The organism is Streptomyces sp. ISL-87, from assembly GCF_018614095.1.
Classification (GTDB): Bacteria; Actinomycetota; Actinomycetes; order Streptomycetales; family Streptomycetaceae; genus Streptomyces.
The window spans coordinates 1-15,904 of the sequence record NZ_JAGGOY010000045.1 but is presented as its reverse complement, the minus strand read 5'-3'; the positions used below and the strand labels follow the sequence as shown (position 1 = coordinate 15,904).

The window sequence follows — 15,904 nt, the reverse complement described above, 5'->3', positions numbered from 1 at the left end:
ATCACCCCGCGTACTTGTCCGTAGCGGACCGCTCGGGGCCGTCCTTCTTCCACGACATGGTGACCTTCAGGTGGCTGTTGAGACTGCTCTTGGTGATCACGACGCCCGCCTCGACCGCCAGGTCGACCCCGAACTCCATGCTGATCCCGTCCGGCCCCGCCTTGCGCAACTGATGGAGCATGGCGTGCGCCGCCTCCGAGACCGAGCCCAGCGCCTCCTGCAGGTTTCCCGGCAGGTCGTGAATGGCGTCGCTGACGCGACCGGCCTTCACCGGCCCCTCCGTCGAGGCCGGAGCCTCGACGAGGATGGATCCTCCGCCTTCCAATGGAATCCGAGCCAGATGCGTCAAGGCTCCTCCTTCACTCATCGTGCTCGTCGACTGCGACTCGGCCGTCGCGATGTTCCGTCACGGGGCCGCACAGGAGTCTCGGTCAGCGCCAGCCTTCATGCCCTTGCTCACGCGCCGACGCTCCACCCATTCCCGCTTGGAGGATCCATCCCTAAAGCATCAGACCTATGGCCACGCACGTCCGCAGTTCCGGTCGGGGACAGCAACTGCGGCACAGCGAAGCCGCGCAGGTGCACCAGCGCCACTAGTGATAGTCATTGAATCCATTGCATGCCGCATCCGGGGTGGGCCGTACGCCTGACAGGTGGAACGCCGGCTCCAAGCACTCGAAGCCTCCACCTGATCGCCACCGGCGCCCGCGCAGACCTCCCGGGTACCGAGGGCGGCAGCTGGCGAGCCCTTCCATCTCCTCGCCGGAGTCTCCGGCCGCACCCGGCTGAGGGCGCACTGTCGCAACTCCATGCCGGCCGAGTGGCCGCTGGTCACCGAGGCCGTCACCCGCAGCTTGAAGAGCCCGAAGTAGCCGAGGGTCAGCTTGTGGGCCCCTCGGGGTGCCCCGGGCGTCGATTTCGCGGGGGCGCGGCCCCACGCCTCCGCACACGCTCCCTCTGGGGCAGCTTGACGAGGCGCCGAAGCGCCTCACGCATTTCACAGCCCGGCTCCAGCGAGCGACACCCTCGGCATAGAAGCGAGGGCGACTCTGGGTCGTTTCCTGTTAGTTAGGACCGTAATCGCCTGGGCGGCACATAAAGGACACTCACCCACGACACAGGGGTGAAAACCACTCAAACCGTGGGGGAGTTCGTCCCCTGACTCGTCCCCTGGAGCATCAGAAGAGGTCCCCGCGAGACGCAGAATCCAGATTCAGGACGGTCCGGGATCACAACACAGGTCGCATCGGCCTTTGTCGGTGGTTCCTGTCCTTGCGTCCCCTGCGCGTCCCCTGGCGGTATCCACCATGAACGGCACTACGAGCAAGGCTCAACCTCTGAGGTCCAGGGCGAGTCGGCTTTGCACTTGAGCGCAGCGATGACCCCCAAAACAAACTGCAACGCAACAACAACGAAAATAGCGATTGACACCCCGAGCAACACGTATGCCCAACGCCTGAGCTCGCCAACGATAGGGGTGACGAGGTCCTTCTTTTTGACCTGACCGTGGCCGGAACGCATGGCTTCTAGCGGAGGGAGGACGTGGGAAAGGAAGAGCTCGTTTGCCCGCACGCCGATCGATTTCGGCGCTGCGAAAAAACTGCGAAAATCTCCATAAAGATACACATTAGTCATGGCCGCCCAGAGTGCCCTGCCGATCCACGTGAGCACCACGCCGCCTAGTAGCAGACCCAGCCAGTATCCGAAATTGTATGCACCTAAGAAAATGTTCCCAGCCCATGCGACAACGATCCCCACCCACGCTGGCCAAGCGACGAACGCGCACACTGCGCCGATCAGAATGAGCATCTGCTTGCTGAGCCACTTCTTCGTCGACGCAAGATTGGCACCAACCACATCATGCTTGACGAGAACCGAAATGAGTCCCTCCAGTTCCCCCTTAAGCTCACCGCCAGCGGGAACACGGGTTTCGAGCCAGTCAGACTGCTCCGTGGCTGACTTCACCACGATCGCGACGAGAATCTTCCGATCGAGCCAGCTACCTCGGAGGGCGACGTCCCCCTCGTCCAGAGTCTTTCGATACGCATCGGCCAGAGCGCGAACGTGCTCAGACGTGACTGCCATGCTTTACAGATACAGGCAGCGAAACTGGCCATCTCCACACCACGCCGACACCCAGAACAATCGCTGGCCCGCCCCAGACGAGGTATCGCGCAGCGGATTCCCTTCCAAAGCAAAGTGGCTGTTTGGGGCGGAACCTCGTAGCTCTGGACGGGCCGACACGTCTGCGACCACTCTGGCCCCGCCGACGCCGCGACGCCGGGTGACCGGGAGCTCGTGTCGCCCCTTGCGAGCTGCCCCGACGAGAGCCGGTTTGCGGGCACTCGATTCAGGCCATGTTGGAGGCATGACAAGAGCATATGGCGCCTGGGCGTCGGACTGGCGGAGACTCCGATGCCTCGGCGGCTGTGATGAGCCCGTGAAGCGGGCGGTTCATGCCTGGATCGAGCTGGGCGGGACCCGTTCGGGGAGTTGGTTGACTGCCTTTCCCACTGACGCTGGGCAGGCAGTGGTCGATGCGTTGCCTGCTCCGGCTGATGAGCAGTTGTACGTGCTCGGTGTGGCGCACCGCGCTTGTCTCGACGCGGCCGAGGTCCTCCTGCGTGGGGGCGGGGCCGTGTTGGATGAGCCCCTCCAGGAGCTCTTCGTGGATGCGCCTCCCGGCGGTCGCACGCATACGAACTGGCTGCCTCCACCTCGCGGTCACTGTCCGTTCTGTCAGGATCTTTACCCGGATCCCACGAAGGAGGACATCTATTCGATCTGGCTGGTTAAGGAACTGCGCCGCCTTGGGGCGAAGATCAGCTCGTCAGATCCTCGTCGTCGCAAGGTCACTTGGCCGACGACTCCGGTGTGCAGGCGTTGCAACAACACGTGGATGTCCGCCCTGGAGAACGATGTCTCGGGGGTCTTGCGGCCGATGTTCCTCCACACCCGCATGGTCTCTGAGATTGACCAGAGGCGTTTGGCGCTCTGGGCGGTGATGAAGGCCATCTTGTTCGATGTTGCCGGGGAGCCCGTCGTCCCCCATGGGTTCGGTCAGAGCCTTAACATCTTTCGGCAGCCGCCCCCTGACGTCCGCGTCTGGATCGCCGCCTATCACGATCCAGACCCCCTTCCGCTGATAATTCGACCCATCTACGCGGAGTCGGCAGAGGAAGCCGAACGGCTCAGCGGTTGGTGCGTGACCTTCGCAGTCGTGAGGGTTGCCTTTCAGGTCTTTATCCCTCTCATTGAGGGGGATCTCGCTCCTCTGCCTGATTTCCTTGGCTCGGTCGTTCAGGTGTGGCCGCCCACTGGTTCGGATCTCGACTGGCCTCCGCCATACCAGTTCGACAGTGCGTCCCTTCAGGCTCTGGCGGCTCGTGTGAATGACAACAAGGAGGTAGTCGAGATGGAGGTCACCCTCGTCGAGGCCGTAAGAAGGCCGGCCTCTCGGACGGATGGCGATTTGGTCTAGGGAGGCTGTGCTCAAGGCACTTGTCTTGGTCCAGGGCTGGAGTCGCCGAGAACAGGGCCTCGCAGATGGTCTCCGAGGCGTCTCGGCAAGGTCAGTCGTGACGGGCGAGTTTGACTGCGGAGACGAGCAGTATCACGGCCAGCGCGGGGATGAGGACCATGTCCGGGAACACCCCCAAGAGCAGCCCGCCCAGTACCGCGCCGACGACGGAGCCTGCAGCCATGATCGTGGTGAAACGGAGGTTGGCGCCGAGGACGGCGAAGCTGCCGTCGCGACTGTAGCGGGCGAACGCGACGAGCATCGTCGGCAGGGAGACCAGCAGGGAGAGGCTTCCGGCGGTCTTGATGTCCTCTCCGAACAGCAGCACGATCGTCGGGATCAGCAGCTCGCCTCCGGCCACGCCCATGATCGCGGCGACCACCCCGATGCCGAACCCGGCGACGACCCCGGCGGGCACCTGGGCCCACAGCGGCAGGGAGAGGGTGCCCAAGGTGGTGGTGTGCGTGACCACTAGGGCGGCCGCCATGAGCACCGCCAGCACCTTGTAGAGGGTCGCGGTGCGCATGCGTACCGCCCAGCTCGCTCCGACCCACGCGCCGAGCAGGCTGCCAGCGAGCAGGTTGACCGCGACGGGCCAGCGTCCAGCCACCTCGGCGGCCGGGACTGACGCAAGGCGTGCGGGTAGCGCGATCAGGACCACGGCCAGGCTCATCGCCTTGTTCAGGATGACGGCCGAGAGCGCGGCGAACCCGAAGAGGCCGATCAGCAGCGGTAGGCGGAACTCCGCGCCGCCCAGTCCGATCATCCCGCCCAATACGCCGATGGCCGCTCCCGCACCGAACACCACGGGTGCTGAGTGTGTCGGGCGAAGCGGAACGATATTCTGGCTGCTGGAGCGCCGCAGTCCCAGCGTGGCGTGAGGTCCCTTCACGCGCTGGCCGGCGCCGGAGGCTGTTCGGCTCGGCCGTGATCGACTACGGCGCCCTCGTCGAAGGCGCGGTTCCAGGCCTCGCTGTAGACCTGCAGGTCCTCCGGCGGCAGTTCGAGGTCCCCGTGTACGCGCACGGTGGTGGTGTCCCACGGGCGGTGCCGGTCGCGGCGAGGGGTGAGCAGGACGCCGAGGGCCGATGATTCCTCGGTCCGGCCGGTGCGACTGGTGACTTCGTGGTGGCGAAGCTGCACGTAGGCGGTGAAGGCTGCCTGGACGTCGCGGTCGAAGCGAGTCGCGGCGCCGACGATGAGCTGGCGTGTGCCGTCGGCGTCGAGCAGGCGCCGGAAGCGCCACTTGCAGTGATCCTCAGGTACTTCCGGGACATCGCGGAGCATGTCCAGCAGCAGGTGACCCCACTCCGCCCTGGATGAGACGGGGAGCCGGTCGAGGTCCGAGAGCACGGTGAAGCGGTCCCGCTCTGTCAGTGACTCGCCGAGCGGGGTGAGCGCAACGTCTTCGAGAATGATGCGGACGACTCGGTGGACGTTGGTGCCGTCGCTGCCGGCCGGGGCCTGAGGCAGCTGCGGGGCGGAGAACAGCGTGCCGCCGGCTCCCACCAGCTCGGTGTCGATGTCACCGGGAGGCGCGGCAACGTCGGCTGCGGCGAACTCGTAGTACCGCACCGGCTCCTCACCAAGCGGTACAGCCGGTTCGGCGGCGGCCCGGAAGAGGTAGTCGAGCACGGCGGTGGTGGAGCGCAGCTGGTTGAAGAGGAAGTCCCAATCGCGGCGGGTGAGCGCGATGGCGGGAATGCCGAGCGGCTGCCAGGTGGGCACGGCGTCGCGCGGGACGCGGGGGTGGTCCAGCAGAAACACCGCGATCCACTCGAACGCGTGACCATCGACGTGCAGGGTCCGGTTGCGGCCGTTGACCATGTCGGCGGGCAGCATGCGCAGTTGCCGTACCGTGCCCTTGGCCTGGCTCATCGCCTTCGCGGCCACCTTCTGGATCCAGGAGATCTCCTGAGCGTCGGTCTTGGGGCTGATGGTGCGGGCCTTGACCTGCACGACAGCGCCGCGGTGCCCAGCCAGGAGAAGCCTGTCGCCCAGTTCTCGCCGACCTGACCCCTTGGCGGCGTGGGCCGCCTGCTGGAACACGAAGTCGGGCATGCCCCAGGCGGCTGCTGCCATGTGGGTTGCCTCTTCGGCACCGGGACCGTGGTCGATGTGGGCAGGCAGCGGCAGGGCGGGCGGTACGCAACGTATGTGCGTGCCGTTGGGGGTGTCCACGATGAGCGTGAGTTCTTCGGGGTCATCGTCTTGCACGGGAAGCCACAGGCCGGATGAGGGAGGTCTCGTCACACCGGCCATTAGACGCGAGATTCAGCCAACCTGTCCTAATATTTACTCGGTTCGTCAGCGCAGTAGATCGGTGATCTGGCGGACGGCCTCACGGGCGGGCGGCCAACGCCGATGAGGGTGGCGGAGGCGGGTCCGGTCCAGTCGCCGTAGCCGAGCAGGTGCAGGCGCGGCTCGTCCACGGCGCGGGTCCCAACGGTCGCGATGTGCCCACGGGTGCCGCGCAGGCGCAGGGCGGCGAAGTGACCTGCCCATACTTCCCCGGCAAGACCTACCTCGCCTGGCAGCTCGAGGACCCGGCCGGCCAGGGCGTCGAGGCCGTCCGCCCCATCCGCGACGAAATCAAGGGCCTCATCGAGGGCCTGATCGCCGAGATCGACGCCAAGAAGCAGGGTTGATCCAGCGCCCGACACGACCACCACAGACGACGGCGCACGCCACGTCATCATCATCGGCTCCGGCCCCGCCGGATACATCGCCGCCCTCTACACCGCTCGCGCGCTCAGCTGAAGCCCCTGTTGTTCGGCAGCTCCATCTTCGTCGGCGGCTCACTCACCACAACCACCGAGGTCGAGAACTTTCGGCTGCAAGGATGCGGAAGCCGCACTGGCCGGCCCTCAGCCAGATCTCTCGCCACCTGTACAGCACGGCGAGGCGATGGCCATGTCTCCTGATGTGACGCTGAGTGCGTGGTGCCTGCGACCGGCTCAGGTACGGATGTCCCGCTGCTGCACGTCCTTGAGGACACTCGCCATGGCTGCGAAGTCGTTATCCCCCGCGTCCCGCACTGCATACGCCGCGACTTCACCTGGCAGGAGTGGCTCGCCCTGCCGGACTTTCACGTGGCAGGCGCCGCGTTGACCGTCCACATCCGGGGTGTTTACGCCCTGGCCCAGACAGGGTCGGCCGTGGTGAGCCGGTGGGTGGTCACCGAGGTCCACTGCGAGCAGCAGCAGGGCGAGCCGCAGTGTCACCAGGAGGTTGGTGTGACGCAGGAGTCGGGTACCCGCGAGGGCCCCAGCGAACATCGCCAGTATCGACAGCACTCTGCGCCCCGGCCCCGGGGCCGCTCCGCCCGCCGGGCCGGAGCCATCGAGCATCCGCCGCCCAAGCCTGCCCTCAGCCATCGCAACAACTGTGTGGCGGATCGGAAGCATCGCATCGCCGTGCCTGACCGTACTTCTGCGAGTCTGGCGCCCAGAAGAGGGCGTCCAAGACTCTCGGAAGAGCCGTATGCCCCGGTGTCCCGGCCTCCGCGAGGCCGACGTCCGGCCCAGCTGCTGGGAGCAGGAGCCACGCCCATAAGCCGTCTCCGCACGAGCCGGGTGCTGTTCTGGGCCGTTCCAGTACGGGCCATTTCCCCGTCGGTCAGCCGCGGTAGCCACAGTACGACCCAGAGGTCGGCAGCCCCGGTCGCCTGCTGCGGCACAGCATCTACTCCGCACTACTCGAGCAGCGCCGATGAGATGTCCCAAGGAAGCGACTTCCGGTTCCCTGCGTCCTGCCAGCGTCCACAATTCACAGCCAAGGCCGTCAGGCCAGCCATCTGCGACCAGCTCGCACGACCAGCGAGACCATGCATACACGCAGGTCACCGCAGTGCCAGCCATCACAAACCGGCCGAGAGCCAAACTCGCGAGCAGCGGATTCACTCCGCTGAGCCGAAGTTGCCACTCCGAGACCCGGAAAGGAACGTTTCTGCAGGTCAGAGACCTGCGATGGTGGGGCGGGTGGGACTCGAACCCACGGCCGACGGATTATGAGTCCGCTGCTCTAACCGGCTGAGCTACCGCCCCTTTACGGCGTGGCGCGTACATGTGTGCGCGCCGTCTGCCGCAGCATAGCCGCTCATACGATCTCCTGCCTCGGATGCCTCGCATGATCGGCTTCGCCTGCTCAGAGAGACCGCGCAGAGGGCTGCCCGGTTCCAGGAGCAGGGCAACAAAGAAGAAGAGGACCCACCGGGGCCCTCTTCTTCTTTCACGCTCCCCCGGCTGGACTCGAACCAGCAACCCTCCGGTTAACAGCCGAATGCTCTGCCAATTGAGCTACAGGGGACTGCGCTCCCCCGACTGGACTCGAACCAGTAACCTGCCGGTTAACAGCCGGCTGCTCTGCCAATTGAGCTACAGGGGATTGCTGCGGTGCACCGAACGGCCCACCTCCGGTGTTCCCGAGGGGCGAGCGTTCGCTGCGAGTCATAGATTAGCGCAAGCAGGGGGGTGCTCCGCCAATCGGTATCTGAAGCAGGCCGGGCACCACACGACGAAGGGTGGCAGGCATGCGGTACAAGGTCACGTTCGTGGTCGGACTGGCCCTCGGGTACGTGCTCGGGACCCGGGCCGGGCGCGAGCGGTACGAGGAGCTGAAGAAGTCCGCGCGGGAGCTCGCGCAGAACCCGGCGGTGCGGAACGCCGCCGAGAGCGCCGGGCAGACCGGGCGCCAGTTCGCCGGTAAGGCGTTCACCGTAGTGAGCGAGAAGGTCGGCGACGCCCTCCCCGATCGCCACGCCCTGGCCGGGCGGGTACGGAGTCTGCGCAACCGGGCCGGCGGCGGTGGCGGCGAGGACGACTGGGGCACCAGCAACACCTGAGCCGTGAGGGGCCCCGGCCGCATCGGCGTCATGCGACGCCGGTGCGGCCGGGGCCTCTGTGAAGTTCGAGGCGCCCGGGACGGCGGAGACCGTCGCCCCGTGCGGCAGAATTCCCCCCATGGGGATAGTCGCCGGGCTGGACAGTTCTTCCGCCTTCACTCGCATCGTCGTCTGTGACACCGACACCGGTGCCGTGCTGCGGCAGGGCTACGCGCCCCATCCACAGCCCACGGGTGACGCCGTACCCCACGAGACCGATCCACAGGCCTGGCTGCTCTCGCTGGGCGAGGCCGCCGGCGGCGGGCTCCTCGAAGGTGTGCAGGCCATCGGGGTCTCGGCGCAGCAGCGAGGCCTGCTGCCGCTGGACGCGCAGGGCGGACTGGTCCGTCCGGCGCTGGTCGGCAACGACAAGCGCGGGCAGGTCGCCGCGGCCGACCTCATCGAGGCGCTCGGCGGCCGCCAGGCCTGGGCCGAGGCCGTGGGTGGCGTCCCGCACTCCGCGCAGCCGATAGCGAAGCTGGCCTGGCTGGCCCGCGCCGAACCGGAGGCGGCCCGGCGGGTGGCCGTGTTGATGTCCCCGCACGACTGGCTGGTCTGGCAATTGCTGGGCCGGCCGGCCCGGCGGACCACCGACCGGGGTGGCGCCTCCGGCACCGGCTACTGGTCGCCGGCCACCGGCTCGTACCGCCCCGACCTGGTCGAGCTGGCCCTCGGGCACATGGCCCTGCTGCCCGAGGTGCTCGGCCCGGCCGATGCCGCCGGGACCACGCCGGAGGGGCTGCTGATATCCGCCGGCACCGGGGAGACCATGGCCGCCGCCCTCGGGCTGGGGCTCGGCCCCGGCGACGCGGTGGTCTCGCTCGGCGCCTCCGGGTCGGTGATGGCCGTGCACCACGAGGCGCTGTCGGAGCCAGGCGGGCTGATCACCTCCCTCGCCGATGCCAGCGGCATGCACCTGCCGGTGGTGAACACCTCCAACGCGGTACGGGCCCTGCGCGGCACCGCCGAGCTGCTGGGCACCGATCTGGAGGGGCTGTCCGAGCTCGCGCTGAAGTCGACGCCGGGCGCGCACGGCCTCGTACTCCTGCCGTATCTGGAGGGCGAGCGGACTCCGAACCTGCCGCACACCGCCGGGACCCTGTCCGGGCTGCGGCGCGACTCGATGAAGCCCGAGCACCTGGCGCGGGCGGCCTTCGAGGGCATGCTGTGCGGGCTGGTGGACGCGCTCGACGTGCTGCGGTCGCGCGGGGTGGAGATCCGCCGGGTGTTCCTGCTGGGCGCGGCGGCCGGGCTGCCCGCCGTACAGGCCGCGGCTCCCGGGCTCTTCGGGACGCAGGTCGTCGTACCGGCGCCGGCCGACTACGCCGCGCTGGGCGCGGCGCGTCAGGCGGCGTGGGCGCTCGGGGTGCAGCAGGGCACGCTGGCCGCGCACACCCCGCCGGTGTGGCCGGCTCCGGCGGCGCAGGTCTTCGAGCCCGGCGAGGAGTTCCCGGCCTGGCAGGCGGTGCGCCAGCAGTACATCGCCACCCGGGAGCAGATCCACCCCGGAGCGTTCCAGGCGTTCTAGGGCGTTCGAGAAGCGGTCCGCGATCAAGAGGCCCCGGGTGCGCCCGGGACCGGAGGCCTAGGACCGGTGCGGCGGGGCTACTCCTTTTGACCGCCGTTTACGAAAACCGGTGGGGTTCCGGCCCCGTGGTGGCTCAAGATGGGGTGAACCCCCCTCGACATTGCCGACCGGAGCCTGCGCGTGCTCATACGATTTCTGCGGACTCACCTCGGTCCGTACCGGAAACCGATCTCGATCCTGGTCCTGCTGCAACTCCTGCAGACCAGCGCGACCCTCTACCTGCCCACGCTCAACGCCGACATCATTGACAACGGTGTCGTCAACGGCGACACCGGCTACATCCTGCGCTTCGGCGTGCTGATGCTCGGTGTCTCGCTCATCCAGCTCATCTGCAACGGCGGTGCCGTCTACTTCGGCGCCCGCACCGCGGCCGCCGTCGGCCGGGACGTCCGCGCCGCCGTCTTCGACCGGGTGCAGAGCTTCTCCGCACGGGAGGTCGGCCAGTTCGGCGCCCCGTCGCTGATCACCCGTACGACGAACGACGTCCAGCAGGTCCAGATGCTGGTGCTGATGACCTTCACGCTGATGGTCTCCGCGCCGATCATGTGCGTCGGCGGCATCGCCATGGCGCTCTCCCTCGACGTGAAGCTGTCGGGCGTACTGCTCGCCGTCGTGCCGGTGCTGGGCGTCTCGGTGGGCGCCATCGTCTTCAAGACGCGCCCGCTGTTCCGGAAGATGCAGACGCGCCTGGACACCGTGAACCGGGTGCTGCGCGAGCAGATCACCGGCAACCGGGTGATCCGCGCCTTCGTCCGCGACGACTACGAGAAGGACCGCTTCCGGGAGGCCAACGCCGACCTCACCGGCGTCTCGCTGGCCGCCGGCAAGCTGCTCGCCCTGATGTTCCCCGCGGTGATCGTGGTTGTGAACATCTCCAGCGTCGCCGTCATCTGGTTCGGCGCGATGCGCGTCGACAGCGGCTCCATGGAGATCGGCCAGCTGACGGCCTTCCTCGCCTACCTGATGCAGATCGTCATGTCCGTGATGATGGCCACCTTCATGTTCATGATGGTGCCGCGCGCCGAGGTCTGCGCCGAGCGCATCCAGGAGGTACTGGACACCGAGTCCAGCGTGGTCCCGCCCGCCGACCCGGTGCGCGAGCTCGTCCGGCGCGGGCGGCTGGAGCTGCGCGGCGCCGACTTCCGCTACCCGGGCGCCGAGGCCTCGGTACTGCGCGGGGTGGACCTGGTGGCCCGCCCCGGCGAGACCACCGCGGTGATCGGCTCCACCGGCAGCGGCAAGTCCACGCTGCTGGGCCTGGTCCCCCGGCTGTTCGACGCGACCGGCGGCGAGGTACTGGTCGACGGGGAGGACGTACGGCGGCTCGACCCGGAGCTGCTGGCGCGGACGGTCGGCATGGTCCCGCAGAAGCCGTACCTGTTCTCCGGAACCGTGGCGTCCAACCTGCGCTACGGGCGCCCGCAGGCCACCGACCAAGAGCTGTGGGAGGCCCTGGAGGTGGCCCAGGCCAAGGACTTCGTGTCCGAGCTGGAAGGCGGTCTCGACGCCCCCATCAGCCAGGGCGGGACGAACGTCTCCGGCGGCCAGCGCCAGCGTCTGGCGATCGCCCGCACCCTCGTGCAGCGCCCGGAGATCTACCTCTTCGACGACTCCTTCTCGGCCCTGGACTACGCGACGGACGCGGCGCTGCGCGCGGCGCTGGCCCGCGAGACCGAGGACGCGACCGTGGTCATCGTCGCCCAGCGGGTCTCCACGATCCGCGATGCCGACCGGATCATCGTCCTCGACGAGGGACAGGTGGTGGGTGAGGGGCGCCACCACGAGCTGATGGCCGGGAACGAGACCTACCGGGAGATCGTGCTCTCCCAGCTGACGGAGGCGGAGGCCGCATGAGCGGGCCCGGAGGACGGATGATGATGGGGCCGGCTGAGCGGTCCCTGGACTTCAAGGGCTCGGGCGGGCGGCTGCTAAGGCAGATCGCACAGGACCGGGCCAAGATCTGGGGCATGATCGTCGCCGTCGTCGGCAGCGTCGCGCTCACGGTCGTCGGCCCGAAGATCCTGGGCGCCGCCACCGACCTGGTCTTCGGGGGGATCGTCGGCCGGCAGATGCCGGAGGGGCTCACCAAGCAGCAGGCGCTGGACGGGCTGCGCGCCAAGGGCCAGGACGGCATGGCGGACATGCTTGCCGGCACCGACTTCACCCCGGGCGAGGGCATCGACTTCGGCGCCGTCGGAGTCGTCGCGATCTGGGCGCTGGTGGTCTTCACCCTGTCGGGTGTGCTGATGCTGGTCGCGACCCGGCTGTCGAACCACGTCACGAACGGCACCGTGTACCGGCTGCGCGAGGAGCTCCAGGCGAAGCTGTCGCGGCTGCCGCTGTCGTATTTCGACCAGCAGAAGCGCGGCGAGGTGCTGAGCCGGGCGACGAACGACATCGACAACATCGGGCAGACGCTCCAGCAGACGATGAGCCAGCTGCTCAACTCTCTGCTGACGATCGTCGGCGTGCTGGCGATGATGTTCTGGATCTCGCCGTTGCTGGCGCTGGTCGCGCTGGTGACCGTGCCGCTCTCGATCTTCGCCGCGGCGAAGATCGGCAAGAAGTCGCAGCCGCAGTTCGTGGCGCAGTGGAAGACCACCGGCACGCTCAACGCGCACATCGAGGAGATGTACTCGGGCCACAGCCTGGTCAAGGTCTTCGGCCGGCAGAAGGAGTCCGCGGCGATCTTCGCCGAGCAGAACGAGGCGCTGTTCCGGGCCTCGTTCAAGGCGCAGCTGGTCACCGGCGTCATGCAGCCGGTCATGCTCTTCATCTCGAACATCAACTACGTGCTGATAGCGGTCGTCGGCGGTCTGCGGGTCGCCTCGGGCACGCTGTCGATCGGTGACGTCCAGGCCTTCATCCAGTACTCGCGCCAGTTCTCGATGCCGCTGACGCAGCTCGCGTCGCTGGCGAACCTGGTGCAGTCCGGTGTCGCCTCGGCGGAGCGGGTGTACGAGTTGCTGGACGCGGCTGAGCAGGAGCCGGACGCCGAGGTTCCGGAGCGTCCGGAGCAGCTGCGCGGGCAGGTCACGCTCGACAAGGTGGCCTTCCGCTACGAGCCGGACAAGCCGCTGATCGAGAACCTCTCGCTGGCGGTCGAGCCGGGCCACACGGTCGCGATCGTCGGGCCGACGGGCGCCGGGAAGACCACCCTCGTGAACCTCCTGATGCGGTTCTACGAGGTCACGGGCGGCCGGATCGCCCTCGACGGGGTGGACATCGCGAAGATGACCCGCGAGGAACTGCGCGGCGGCATCGGCATGGTGCTCCAGGACACCTGGCTGTTCGGGGGCACCATCGCGGAGAACATCGCCTACGGCGCCTCGCGCGAGGTCACCCGCGCCGAGGTCGAGGAGGCTGCGCGGGCGGCGCACGCGGACCGCTTCATCCGCACCCTGCCGGACGGCTACGACACCGTGCTGGACGACGAGGGCGCGGGCGTCAGCGCCGGCGAGAAGCAGCTGATCACCATCGCCCGGGCGTTCCTGTCGGACCCGGTGATCCTGGTGCTCGACGAGGCGACGAGCTCGGTGGACACCCGTACCGAGGTGCTGATCCAGAAGGCGATGGCGCGGCTCGCGCACGGCCGTACGTCCTTCGTGATCGCGCACCGGCTGTCCACGATCCGCGACGCCGACGTGATCCTGGTGATGGAGAACGGCTCGATCGTGGAGCAGGGCACGCACGAGGAGCTGCTGGCCTGGGACGGCGCCTACGCGCGGCTGTACACGGCGCAGTTCGCGCAGGCGGTGGCCGAGGTCGACTAGTGCCGTGGCCGGATAGGTTTGCCGGGGCGCGGCGTNNGGTCCGACAACGCGGCGAGGCGCCGTACTGGGCGTCGCGACCCGGTGAACCTTGCCGGTCACGGCACTAGCGGCCCCGGAGCCGGCCGACGGCTTTTCCAGGGGTGCCCTCGTTCTCTTGCGGGGGCACCCCTTCCGCGTTCTCAGTCCAGGTAGCCCCGGAGCTGGTCGGCGAAGGCGTGGTCGCGCAGTTTGTTGAGGGTCTTGGACTCGATCTGCCGGATCCGCTCGCGGGTCACTCCGAAGATCCGGCCGATCTCCTCCAGGGTGCGGGGGCGGCCGTCGGCGAGCCCGTACCGCAGCTGGACGACCTTGCGCTCCCGCTCGCCGAGGGTCGACAGCACGGCTTCCAGGTGCTCGCGCAGCAGGAAGAACGCGGCGGACTCCACGGGCGAGGCGGCGTCCCCGTCCTCGATGAGGTCGCCGAGGGCCACATCGTCCTCTTCGCCCACGGGGGCGTGCAGCGAGACGGGTTCCTGCGCGAGGCGCAGCACCTCCAGGACCCGCTCGGGGGTCAGCTCCAGGTGGACGGCGACCTCTTCGGCGGTGGGCTCGTACCCGCGCTCCTGGAGCATGCGGCGCTGTACGCGGACGACCCGGTTGATCAGCTCCACGACATGCACGGGCACCCGTATGGTCCGGGCCTGGTCGGCGATGGCCCGGGACATCGCCTGCCGGATCCACCAGGTGGCGTAGGTGGAGAACTTGTAGCCGCGGGCGTAGTCGAATTTCTCAACGGCCCGGATCAGCCCGAGGTTCCCCTCCTGGACCAGGTCGAGCATGGTGAGTCCGCGGCCGACGTAGCGCTTGGCGACGGAGACCACGAGCCGCAGGTTCGACTCGATGAGGCGGCGTTTGGCCATCCGGCCCATGACGACGAGCTTGTCCAGGTCGAGGGTGAGCTGCAGGTCGAGACCGGTGGCGCTGCCGAGCTTCTCCTCGGCGAACAGCCCGGCTTCGACGCGCCGCGCGAGCTCGACCTCTTCCGCCGCGGTGAGCAGAGGGATCCTGCCTATCTCGCGCAGGTACTGCCGGAAGAGGTCGGCGGAAGGGCCTGCTCCGCCCCCGCTGTCGGCGCTGCGCCTGCGCTGCTGCGGCGCCTGCTCGATCAGCTCCAGGGCCTCGGGCTCGTCTTCCACGGCTTCGGCCTCTGCCTCGGGTCCCACGGGGTCGGCACCCTCGGCGACGTCGGTGTCTTTCGCAGCTTGGGCGTCTGTGCCGGTCCGACTCACGTTCACGGTCAGGGTCTGGGTCTGCACGGGGGCGACCTCCAGGGCAACGAGGACGGGGGCACCGCACCTCAGTGTGGGGTACGACACATCGCCGCCACGAGGGGCGTGCGAGCACTTTCTGAGTCCGGTGCGTGACCGGATGGTTACCCCCTGGGGAGAACCCCGATGCGCGTCGGACGCATGTCCGAGAAGATCAATCCCATGTCTGAGTACGAAACCCACATCACGGTGCGCTGCCCGGATGCGGAGACCCTCGCGCACCTCGAAGTGTGGTCGGCGCGGAGGAAGTTGAAGGTGACGCACATCGTGCTCGCCCGGGGCCGGATGGTGTCGCAGCCGATGCTGACCCTCCGGGACCGCACGGGCCACGAGCGTCTGCCCGAGCCGGTCGAACTCGCCTGCGGGGCCGTGGTCCTGGCGGCCTCGCCCGCGCTCTCCCTGGCCTGGAAGGTGCTGTGGCTGGTGAGCGACGCCCACCCGCAGGGGAAGGACCTGTACGACGCCGTGCTGCTGGCCGAGCGGTACCCCCTGCCGTACGGGCTGCTCGACCAGGTGTTCCGGTTGGCGCCCGAGCAGCCGCTGCCGCACCCCGGGGTGATCCTGGAGGACATCACCACGTACGGGGACGCCGGCCACGAGTGGCAGCACTTCACAGCCGAGTACCCGCAGATCACCGGCTCACAGGAGGACTACGCCCGGCGGCTGCTGGCGGCGCTGGAGGCGACCTTCGCAGAGGCGCCGGCGACGCCTAGGAGGCTCTTGAAGATCTTGCTCCGACCGGCCGATTCACCCCATATTGCCGGTAAATGTCAATCGGGTTGAACCGGTGCAAGCCGGGCGCGTTTTCAAGATCTTCATCAGACTCCTAGGCCG

Annotated in this window: 12 protein-coding genes, 3 tRNA genes and 3 pseudogenes; 8 read left to right on the top strand and 10 right to left on the bottom strand. The window is 68.1% G+C overall.

Annotated elements, in window-relative coordinates; genetic code table 11:
- Position 1: 1 nt before the first annotated feature.
- Positions 2-349 carry a CU044_2847 family protein gene (locus tag J7I97_RS17565; protein WP_214935953.1) on the bottom strand — a complete coding sequence of 116 codons (348 nt, stop codon included), beginning with the start codon at positions 347-349 and terminating at the stop codon, positions 2-4.
- Between the two features lie 968 nt (positions 350-1,317).
- On the bottom strand, positions 1,318-2,085 hold the full coding sequence (locus J7I97_RS17560; RefSeq protein ID WP_214935951.1) for a hypothetical protein: 768 nt from the start codon (positions 2,083-2,085) through the stop codon (positions 1,318-1,320).
- A gap of 814 nt (positions 2,086-2,899) precedes the next feature.
- Between J7I97_RS17560 and J7I97_RS17555 the strand changes: the two genes are divergently transcribed.
- Complete coding sequence (locus J7I97_RS17555; protein ID WP_214935949.1) at positions 2,900-3,481, top strand: hypothetical protein; 582 nt, start codon at positions 2,900-2,902, stop codon at positions 3,479-3,481.
- A gap of 91 nt (positions 3,482-3,572) precedes the next feature.
- Here the strand turns inward: J7I97_RS17555 and J7I97_RS17550 are convergent, their stop codons facing one another.
- From J7I97_RS17550 to J7I97_RS38560, 3 genes and pseudogenes are all read right to left on the bottom strand, one after another.
- Positions 3,573-4,412, bottom strand: a complete 840-nt coding sequence (locus tag J7I97_RS17550) for a sulfite exporter TauE/SafE family protein (RefSeq protein WP_374195486.1) — start codon at positions 4,410-4,412, stop codon at positions 3,573-3,575.
- On the bottom strand, positions 4,409-5,737 hold the full coding sequence (locus J7I97_RS17545; RefSeq protein WP_214935946.1) for a hypothetical protein: 1,329 nt from the start codon (positions 5,735-5,737) through the stop codon (positions 4,409-4,411). The genes J7I97_RS17550 and J7I97_RS17545 overlap by 4 nt, the downstream gene beginning before the upstream one ends.
- Before the next feature lie 90 nt (positions 5,738-5,827).
- Positions 5,828-6,015: pseudogene (locus J7I97_RS38560) on the bottom strand (pyridine nucleotide-disulfide oxidoreductase); the annotation flags it as partial.
- A 3-nt stretch (positions 6,016-6,018) separates the two neighbouring features.
- Here J7I97_RS38560 and J7I97_RS17540 point away from each other — a divergent pair.
- A pseudogene (locus J7I97_RS17540) lies at positions 6,019-6,168 on the top strand (phosphotyrosine protein phosphatase); the annotation flags it as partial.
- Between the two features lie 46 nt (positions 6,169-6,214).
- A pseudogene (locus J7I97_RS17535) lies at positions 6,215-6,351 on the top strand (thioredoxin-disulfide reductase); the annotation flags it as partial.
- Positions 6,352-6,477: 126 nt separating this feature from the next.
- Here the strand turns inward: J7I97_RS17535 and J7I97_RS17530 are convergent.
- From J7I97_RS17530 to J7I97_RS17515, 4 genes are all read right to left on the bottom strand, one after another.
- Positions 6,478-6,897 (bottom strand): hypothetical protein, encoded by a 420-nt coding sequence (locus tag J7I97_RS17530; RefSeq protein WP_214935944.1) that lies wholly within the window; start codon positions 6,895-6,897, stop codon positions 6,478-6,480.
- Between the two features lie 592 nt (positions 6,898-7,489).
- Positions 7,490-7,566: transfer RNA gene (locus J7I97_RS17525), tRNA-Ile, on the bottom strand.
- Between the two features lie 189 nt (positions 7,567-7,755).
- A tRNA-Asn gene (locus J7I97_RS17520) sits at positions 7,756-7,828 on the bottom strand.
- A 5-nt stretch (positions 7,829-7,833) separates the two neighbouring features.
- Positions 7,834-7,906: transfer RNA gene (locus J7I97_RS17515), tRNA-Asn, on the bottom strand.
- 145 nt (positions 7,907-8,051) lie between these two features.
- On the opposite strand from J7I97_RS17515, the gene J7I97_RS17510 reads away from it, so the two are divergent.
- The 4 genes from J7I97_RS17510 to J7I97_RS17495 all read left to right on the top strand — a co-directional run bounded on the left by J7I97_RS17510 (position 8,052) and on the right by J7I97_RS17495 (position 13,763).
- Complete coding sequence (locus J7I97_RS17510) at positions 8,052-8,363, top strand: YtxH domain-containing protein (protein ID WP_214935942.1); 312 nt, start codon at positions 8,052-8,054, stop codon at positions 8,361-8,363.
- Between the two features lie 118 nt (positions 8,364-8,481).
- Positions 8,482-9,930 carry an FGGY family carbohydrate kinase gene (locus J7I97_RS17505; RefSeq protein WP_214935940.1) on the top strand — a complete coding sequence of 483 codons (1,449 nt, stop codon included), beginning with the start codon at positions 8,482-8,484 and terminating at the stop codon, positions 9,928-9,930.
- A gap of 180 nt (positions 9,931-10,110) precedes the next feature.
- Positions 10,111-11,844, top strand: a complete 1,734-nt coding sequence (locus J7I97_RS17500; protein ID WP_214935938.1) for an ABC transporter ATP-binding protein — start codon at positions 10,111-10,113, stop codon at positions 11,842-11,844.
- Positions 11,841-13,763 (top strand): ABC transporter ATP-binding protein, encoded by a 1,923-nt coding sequence (locus J7I97_RS17495; protein ID WP_214935936.1) that lies wholly within the window; start codon positions 11,841-11,843, stop codon positions 13,761-13,763. Before J7I97_RS17500 ends, J7I97_RS17495 begins: the two co-directional genes overlap by 4 nt.
- Before the next feature lie 179 nt (positions 13,764-13,942).
- Here the strand turns inward: J7I97_RS17495 and J7I97_RS17490 are convergent, their stop codons facing one another.
- Positions 13,943-15,118, bottom strand: coding sequence for an RNA polymerase sigma factor (locus tag J7I97_RS17490; protein ID WP_308365165.1), 1,176 nt, complete (start codon positions 15,116-15,118; stop codon positions 13,943-13,945).
- A 114-nt stretch (positions 15,119-15,232) separates the two neighbouring features.
- Here J7I97_RS17490 and J7I97_RS17485 point away from each other — a divergent pair, with 114 nt between their 5' ends.
- Entirely contained in the window at positions 15,233-15,853 is a 621-nt protein-coding gene (locus J7I97_RS17485; RefSeq protein ID WP_214936080.1) for a hypothetical protein, read from the top strand.
- Positions 15,854-15,904: the final 51 nt, after the last annotated feature.

Coding starts and splice junctions, on each gene's coding strand:
- J7I97_RS17555 (WP_214935949.1), top strand. CDS start 2,900: ATGTCCGCCCTGGAGAACGATGTCTCGGGGGTCTTGCGGCCGATGTTC.
- J7I97_RS17510 (WP_214935942.1), top strand. CDS start 8,052: ATGCGGTACAAGGTCACGTTCGTGGTCGGACTGGCCCTCGGGTACGTG.
- J7I97_RS17560 (WP_214935951.1), bottom strand. CDS start 2,085: ATGGCAGTCACGTCTGAGCACGTTCGCGCTCTGGCCGATGCGTATCGA.
- J7I97_RS17505 (WP_214935940.1), top strand. CDS start 8,482: ATGGGGATAGTCGCCGGGCTGGACAGTTCTTCCGCCTTCACTCGCATC.
- J7I97_RS17530 (WP_214935944.1), bottom strand. CDS start 6,897: ATGGCTGAGGGCAGGCTTGGGCGGCGGATGCTCGATGGCTCCGGCCCG.
- J7I97_RS17485 (WP_214936080.1), top strand. CDS start 15,233: ATGTCTGAGTACGAAACCCACATCACGGTGCGCTGCCCGGATGCGGAG.
- J7I97_RS17495 (WP_214935936.1), top strand. CDS start 11,841: ATGAGCGGGCCCGGAGGACGGATGATGATGGGGCCGGCTGAGCGGTCC.